Source organism: Paenibacillus sp. O199, from assembly GCF_001636635.1.
Lineage (GTDB): Bacteria > Bacillota > Bacilli > Paenibacillales > Paenibacillaceae > Paenibacillus > Paenibacillus marchantiae.
Window position 1 is genome coordinate 1 of the sequence record NZ_LGRP01000075.1, and the last position, 6,394, is coordinate 6,394.

Here is a 6,394-nt window from a genome sequence, read left to right on the forward strand (position 1 = left end):
TTCAGGTGTCTTTTTTTGCCTTAATCTGCAATCCGTTATGAAATTAGGATTTGGAGGTAACTTCCGTTTTGACCATGTGGTCCGGAATGTTGTTATTGGCAATGATTTCTCCAAATGGTCCAATAAAGGAATGATCGCCACTTTCTCCATGTTGCGAGTACTGAAGCTTTGGAAATAACAGCTCCGCGGTACGATAACATTCTTCCAGATGCGGATAACCGGATAAAATGAAGGTCTCGATCCCCAGTTCTTCATACTCTCTGATTCTGGCTGCGACCTGATCGGGATCACCGACAAGTGCGGTTCCGGCACCACCTCTAACCAAGCCGATGCCCGCCCACAGATTGGGGCTAATCTCTAGGTTGGAACGATCACCATTATGCAGCTTGGCCATTCTCTGCTGTCCTACGGAATCCATGCGAGCATAGATCTTCTGGGCAGCGGCTATCGTCTCCTCATCCAGGTGGGAGATCAGTTCATTTGCGGCCTTCCATGCTTCATCTGCGGTCGGACGCACAATAACATGCATGCGTATGCCAAAACGAATGCTTCTTCCTTTTTTCGCAGCCAGCTCCCGCATTTGATGAATTTTGGCTTGTACCTGACCCGGAGGCTCACCCCACGTTAAATACACATCGACATGGTCTGCTGCCACTTCCATTGCAGCTTCCGAGGAACCTCCAAAATAGAGTGGTGGATGTGGCTTTTGGATGGTCGGATACAGGACGGAACCACCCTTAACCTTCAGATATTTGCCTTCATAGTCAACCGCCTCTCCCTCCAATTCCTTGCGCCAGATGGTCAGAAATTCATCGGCTAACGCATAGCGCTCATCGTGATCCAGGAACAGCCCTTCTCCTTCAAGCTCAATTGGATCTCCACCAGCCACCACATTGATCAGCAGTCTTCCTCTGGAGAAACGATCCAGGGTTGCAGCCATACGTGCAGCTGTGGTTGGCATCATCAGACCTGGACGCGCAGCGACAAGAAACTTGAGCCTGTCCGTGGAAGAAATCAGCGATGAAGCAACAATCCAGGCATCTTCACACGACTTTCCCGTAGGTAACAAAACACCGGCATATCCAAGTTCATCCGCGGCTTGTGCCACCTGCTTGCAATAATGATAACTGACCGCCCGAGCCCCTTCTTTTGTTCCAAGATACCTGCCATCCCCGTGTGTGGGAATAAACCAAAACAGTTCCATAGGTATGACCTCATTCCTATTTTTTATATTTTATTTTTCCGATTGATTTGGTGTGTTTTATTTATTATGATAGCTATTATCCTTTTGATATCAACAATCAATTAGGCAGAATTTGACGGTTAAGCAACGCAATTGACCGATGTGTTGCGAAATGTCTTGATATTCTACATTCCCAAGCCATTTGAAGGCTCAACAAAGTTGATCAATCCGTTTTTTTCGAGGTGATGAGAAGTGAATGAATCCCGTGGAGTGGATCGAAGAATTTTACGGACCCGTGTGATGATTTCCAAAGCTCTCCTGAAAATTTTGCCACAGAAAGCCTTTACCGAAATTAGTGTCGTAGACATCGCGGAACAAGCGAATATCAATCGCTCTACCTTTTACGCCCACTTTCTGGACAAGGATGATTTATTGGATAGCATGGTGAATGAGAAATTTCAACTGCTTGAGCAGTTACTAGCGGAACGGAATTCCCACCTTGGGAGTCTACCTTCATTTAACGAGCCAGATCCCATTTTTGCAGTATTGTTCGAGCATATATTGGAGCATGATGAATTCTATCGGGTGATGGTACTCATTAATCCTGCCGGGAATTTCAACAGCCGGTTGAATGAAGTGATTAGAGAGAGGTTTTTGGATCGGATATCCCAATTAGGTATGGAACAAAAAGAAGTGCCTCTGGATATTTTACTGGATCACATCAGCTTCTCCACCATTGGAATTATTCACAAATGGCTTGCTGACAGTAAGGTAAACTCACCTCATCATATGGCTCTTCAATTAACCCGCATTGCCCTGTTAGGAACATATAAAGCGATGGGAGCATCGGTTTAGAGTGAGTAGCCCATCCTCTCCAAAAAAAAGTGATACATGGCATCTGAATAAACGTGACATTTGATACTTGAGGCTAGAACAAAAAGAACTGTCATTTAAGCATATATTCCGCTTAAAGACAGTTCTTCTTTTACTACTTATTCCATAATTGCCTGTGCAACCGGAGTTATAGTGGAAGAGATAATGAGAGAACATGTGTGAGTTTCAGCTAAGACAGTCCTTGTCTCACCGTGTACTCAAATAGGCAATACCCAAGCCACCGGTAACCGGATTTTCATAGATTTCACATTCCACGTCGAATACTTCACCAATCATTTCACGGGTCAAGATATCGGCGGGTTTGCCATGAACCACAATCTGTCCCTGCTTCACAACATAGAGGTAATCGCAATACTCTGCGGCGAGTTCGAGATCATGAAGGGCAGCCAATATGCCGATATCCAAACTCCGCACAATGTTGAGGATCTGAAGCTGATATTTGATATCCAGATGATTGGTAGGCTCGTCCAATATCAGAAATTCGGGCTGCTGCGCCAGCACTCGGGCGAGGACCACACGCTGCTTCTCCCCGCCGGACAGGGACACGTAATTGCGGTCCGCATGTCCGGTCAGATGTACCTTTTCCAACGCCTGTTCCACGATTTCATAATCCCGTTCATTATCCGTCTCCAGCAGCTTCTTGTGAGGAGTGCGACCCATCATGACCATTTCACGCACAGTAAAATCAAAGCTCAATTCGTTAAACTGACCCACAACGCCCATGTGCCTTGAAACGACCTTGGGACTGGATTTCAAAATGTCCGTATCATCGAGAAATACTTTGCCTTGCTGTGGTTTGATCACTTTATAGATGCTCTTGAGCAGCGTTGATTTGCCACAACCATTCGGGCCAATCAGTCCGACGAATTGCTTGCCTTTTACCTGTAAAGAAATGTCCCGGATAATATCCGTGTTCAGCACCGATATGGATACATTTTCTACATTCAGTTTCATGTTTATTTTCCTCCAAAACCGTAGCCTTTTTTGACTAACATATACATAAACATCGGCGCACCAATCATCGCTGTAATGATCCCGATCGGCAATTCAACGCTGGAAATCAGTGATCGTGCAATAACATCCGTCCAGATCAGGAAGATGGCACCGAATAGTACGGATACTGGCATGACTTTACGATGGTCAGATCCAACCAGCCCTCTCACAATATGCGGAATAATCAATCCAACAAAACCGATCATGCCGCAGCTTGCCACCATTACGCCGGTGACGAGAGCCGTTAACAGCATATACAACCTGCGATATACACTGAGATTAATCCCTAGCGTAACCGCGGCTTCGTCACCCAGCAGCATCGTATTAAGGACCCGGGATTGCAACAGGAAGAACAGAATGGCTACGAGCACAACGATGCTAATCAACGGAAGCTTGTTCCATCCGGATGAGGCAAGACTGCCCATGGTCCAGAATGTTACGGTCTTGATGCCTTCGGCATTGTTAGCAAAATAAATGATAAAGTTCGAAAAGGCACTGCACAGCGCATTAATGACCATTCCGGCAAGCACCAGCTTGACCGATGTCATTTTCCCCCGAATACCTGCCAGAGCCAGGACCAGCAAGGACGCCCCCATGGCACCGGCAAATGCCCAGAAAGCCACCCCGGTCTGACCAAGCCAACCAATTGCGCCGAATCCAATCAGAATGGCAAACGTGGCCCCGAGTGAAGCTCCTGAGGAGATCCCCAGTATATACGGGTCTGCAAGTGGATTCTGCACGGCAGCCTGCATAACTGCACCACATAAAGCTAGCCCGGCACCGATAAACATGGCCATCAGTACACGCGGAAAGCGAATCTGCCAGATAATATCCGTAAAAGACCCCGCCTCAATCGGCGTAGAGCCGAATTGAAATCCGGTTAATTTGTACAACAGAATGCGATAAGACTCAGCGAGTGGAATGCTCACCTGTCCAATGGATACTGCAATTCCAACCGAAATAACCATTACGATGATTAAAGCGGCAATCAATACTGCAAAACCGGATTTGCTGTAAATCAGGGACTCCCTTTTTCCCATACGCTGCTTCTGAATTTGAGCCGTCTGTGCCATCTCTTCCCCCATCAATTCCACTTGAATTTGAATAATAAAAATTTAACTGTTTACAAAGCATTTTCTCGGATTATAATTGAGAATGATTATCTTTGTCAATTATAAATATACAAAAAAAGGGACATTCGAATACAACCAAAAGAGCAGGTGATTATTCTAGCTGCTCTTTTTTTATCTCCTTTACACCAATATTGAAATCCGAGGTTGACATTAGTTTGATAACAAACTATATTACAAATATGAAAACGACAGACGCTATATCACTCATATCCAAAATTAAAGAGAAGGTCAACCGCTTCATTTTATCCGAGATGGCTGAGCAGGGAATTCAGGATCTGGCCACCTCCCATGGGGATATCATCTACGCCCTGTACAATAATTCCCGAATGACCATGGCTGAAATCGCCAAAAAAATTGGCAAGGATAAATCCACGGTCACAGCGCTTGTCGACAAATTGGTGCGCAACGGTTATGTCGCCAAAGAACGTGATGTAACAGATTCACGGATTGTCCATGTGACATTGACTGCAAAAGGAGAACAACTTAAACCAGCCTTTGAGGATATCTCGCAGCGCTTGCTAGACGCGTTTTATGCGGATGTTACTGAAGCGGAGAAAAAGGAACTGCTTCGAATTTTGATGAAAATTCACGGCAACTTCTAATTTTTTTTGGAGTGATAGTTTGATATAAAACTAATTTTGGAGGTTGTCCTAATGATCGATTTTACTCAATTGCTACCTAAACATGAAGTCAAAACGATAGGAAAACATGATTTGCACCTTGAAATATATGAAGGTGATACGGCTCCCCACTCTGTAAATTCAGTAACAAATCCACCTCTCTTGTTTGTTCATGGCGCATATACAGGCAGCTGGATGTGGAGCAAATATATCCCCCACTTCGTTGAACAAGGCTGGAACTGCTACGTTATGAACCTCAGAAGTCATTACAAAAGCCGGGTAATGGACATGACGAAAATTACGTTTGAGGATTATTTGGAGGATATCCGCGAAGTTCTGGCAGAGTGCACAGCACCTCCTGTTCTCATCGGATTCAGCATGGGCGGAATACTCAGTCAGAAGATTGCCGAGACGATTGCGTTAGCTGGATTGGTCGTGATTGATTCCAGTCTAAGCCAGGAAGTTCATCAATTGATTCCCTATCCTGAGAATGATCGAATTACACCTGACATTGTCCTCCCTCCCCCGGCCCGTGAAGAACATAGCAGTATCGATGAAACTACGGAGGACATTGCATTTCAGCGTAAATATCTGCAGATGGAGTCATCGAAGGCATTTCTCACGTTCTCGGCGGCATTTGGGTCAAGCGGCGGTGTATCCATCAACGGCAATTTAATTACATGTCCGAGTCTGGTCATCAAAGCCGTAGAATCCGATGATGAGGAGCGAAGAGGTCAATTGACTGCAGAACAGATTGGCGCTGAATATGCAGGGCTGTGGGATACAACCCATACCGGATTGCTCGTCGGCCAGCGATATTTGGAAGTTGTGGAGATCATCCTGAAATGGTTAAATCGGATGAATTAAAATCAATGCGACTGAATATAACGCGCAAATCCCTGCCACGTCTCCAGTGGTACGCAGTACTCGTACTCGTTGATTTGCGCAGCAACTAAAACAAAAAAAGCAACTCATCCGCAGACAAGTCGCTTCCTCTAAACGCTATTGTTATCAGTACTACCTTGTAGCTTATTATCTCACTGCTTTGCCTTATAAAACTCGTGATACAGCTTCATTAGCGCCCTCTTCTCAATCCGTGATACATAGGAGCGTGAGATGCCAAGTTCCTTGGCAATCTCGCGTTGGGTGCGTTCTTCCCCGCCTGCCTCCAGGCCGAATCGTCCAATAACAACTTCCTTCTCCCGATCATCCAAGATGTCGAGATTGCGATAAATCTTACTTTTTTCAATCTTGAGTTGCACCTTATCTACAACGTCGTCGGCTTCTGTTCCGAGAATATCGATTAATGTAATTTCATTGCCCTCTTTGTCCGTTCCGATTGGATCATGAAGGGAAACGTCTTTGCGTGTTTTCTTCAAGGAGCGCAAATGCATAAGTATTTCGTTTTCGATACAACGGGCAGCAAACGTAGCGAGTTTGGTCCCTTTGCCTTGTTGAAAACTTTCGATCGCCTTAATCAAACCAATCGTTCCAATCGAAATCAGGTCTTCCTGGTCTTCGCCAGTATTGTCAAATTTCTTGAGGTTGTGTACTCGAAACAAGGTTAAATG

7 protein-coding genes are annotated in these 6,394 nt (G+C 45.3%); 3 read left to right on the plus strand and 4 right to left on the minus strand.

The features are described 5' to 3' along the window. Positions 1–43 precede the first annotated feature (43 nt). Positions 44–1,204, minus strand: coding sequence for an FMNH2-dependent alkanesulfonate monooxygenase (ssuD, locus tag A6049_RS31930; RefSeq protein WP_063568423.1), 1,161 nt, complete (start codon positions 1,202–1,204; stop codon positions 44–46). Between the two features lie 231 nt (positions 1,205–1,435). On the opposite strand from ssuD, the gene A6049_RS31935 reads away from it, so the two are divergent. Then, positions 1,436–2,038 carry a TetR/AcrR family transcriptional regulator gene (locus A6049_RS31935; RefSeq protein WP_090953548.1) on the plus strand — a complete coding sequence of 201 codons (603 nt, stop codon included), beginning with the start codon at positions 1,436–1,438 and terminating at the stop codon, positions 2,036–2,038. A 225-nt stretch (positions 2,039–2,263) separates the two neighbouring features. Here A6049_RS31935 and A6049_RS31940 read toward each other — a convergent pair whose 3' ends face one another. Both A6049_RS31940 and A6049_RS31945 read right to left on the minus strand, forming a co-directional pair. After that, positions 2,264–3,031: an ABC transporter ATP-binding protein gene (locus tag A6049_RS31940; protein WP_063568424.1), complete on the minus strand. Its 768-nt coding sequence runs from the start codon at positions 3,029–3,031 to the stop codon at positions 2,264–2,266. 2 nt (positions 3,032–3,033) lie between these two features. Beyond that, positions 3,034–4,110: a FecCD family ABC transporter permease gene (locus tag A6049_RS31945; RefSeq protein WP_205412067.1), complete on the minus strand. Its 1,077-nt coding sequence runs from the start codon at positions 4,108–4,110 to the stop codon at positions 3,034–3,036. Positions 4,111–4,358: 248 nt separating this feature from the next. Between A6049_RS31945 and A6049_RS31950 the strand changes: the two genes are divergently transcribed. Beyond that, a complete protein-coding gene (locus tag A6049_RS31950; RefSeq protein WP_240321603.1) occupies positions 4,359–4,805 on the plus strand; it encodes a MarR family winged helix-turn-helix transcriptional regulator in 447 nt (148 codons plus the stop codon). Between the two features lie 51 nt (positions 4,806–4,856). Continuing rightward, a complete protein-coding gene (locus A6049_RS31955) occupies positions 4,857–5,690 on the plus strand; it encodes an alpha/beta hydrolase (protein ID WP_063568426.1) in 834 nt (277 codons plus the stop codon). Positions 5,691–5,860: 170 nt separating this feature from the next. Here the strand turns inward: A6049_RS31955 and sigK are convergent, their stop codons facing one another. Then, on the minus strand, positions 5,861–6,385 hold the full coding sequence (sigK, locus tag A6049_RS31960; RefSeq protein WP_240321604.1) for an RNA polymerase sporulation sigma factor SigK: 525 nt from the start codon (positions 6,383–6,385) through the stop codon (positions 5,861–5,863). Positions 6,386–6,394 lie beyond the last annotated feature (9 nt).

Bases quoted from the DNA above. Each gene is read 5' to 3' on its own strand.
- A6049_RS31945 (WP_205412067.1), bottom strand. From the start codon at position 4,110: ATGGGAAAAAGGGAGTCCCTGATTTACAGCAAATCCGGTTTTGCAGTA.
- A6049_RS31940 (WP_063568424.1), bottom strand. From the start codon at position 3,031: ATGAAACTGAATGTAGAAAATGTATCCATATCGGTGCTGAACACGGAT.
- A6049_RS31955 (WP_063568426.1), top strand. From the start codon at position 4,857: ATGATCGATTTTACTCAATTGCTACCTAAACATGAAGTCAAAACGATA.
- ssuD (WP_063568423.1), bottom strand. From the start codon at position 1,204: ATGGAACTGTTTTGGTTTATTCCCACACACGGGGATGGCAGGTATCTT.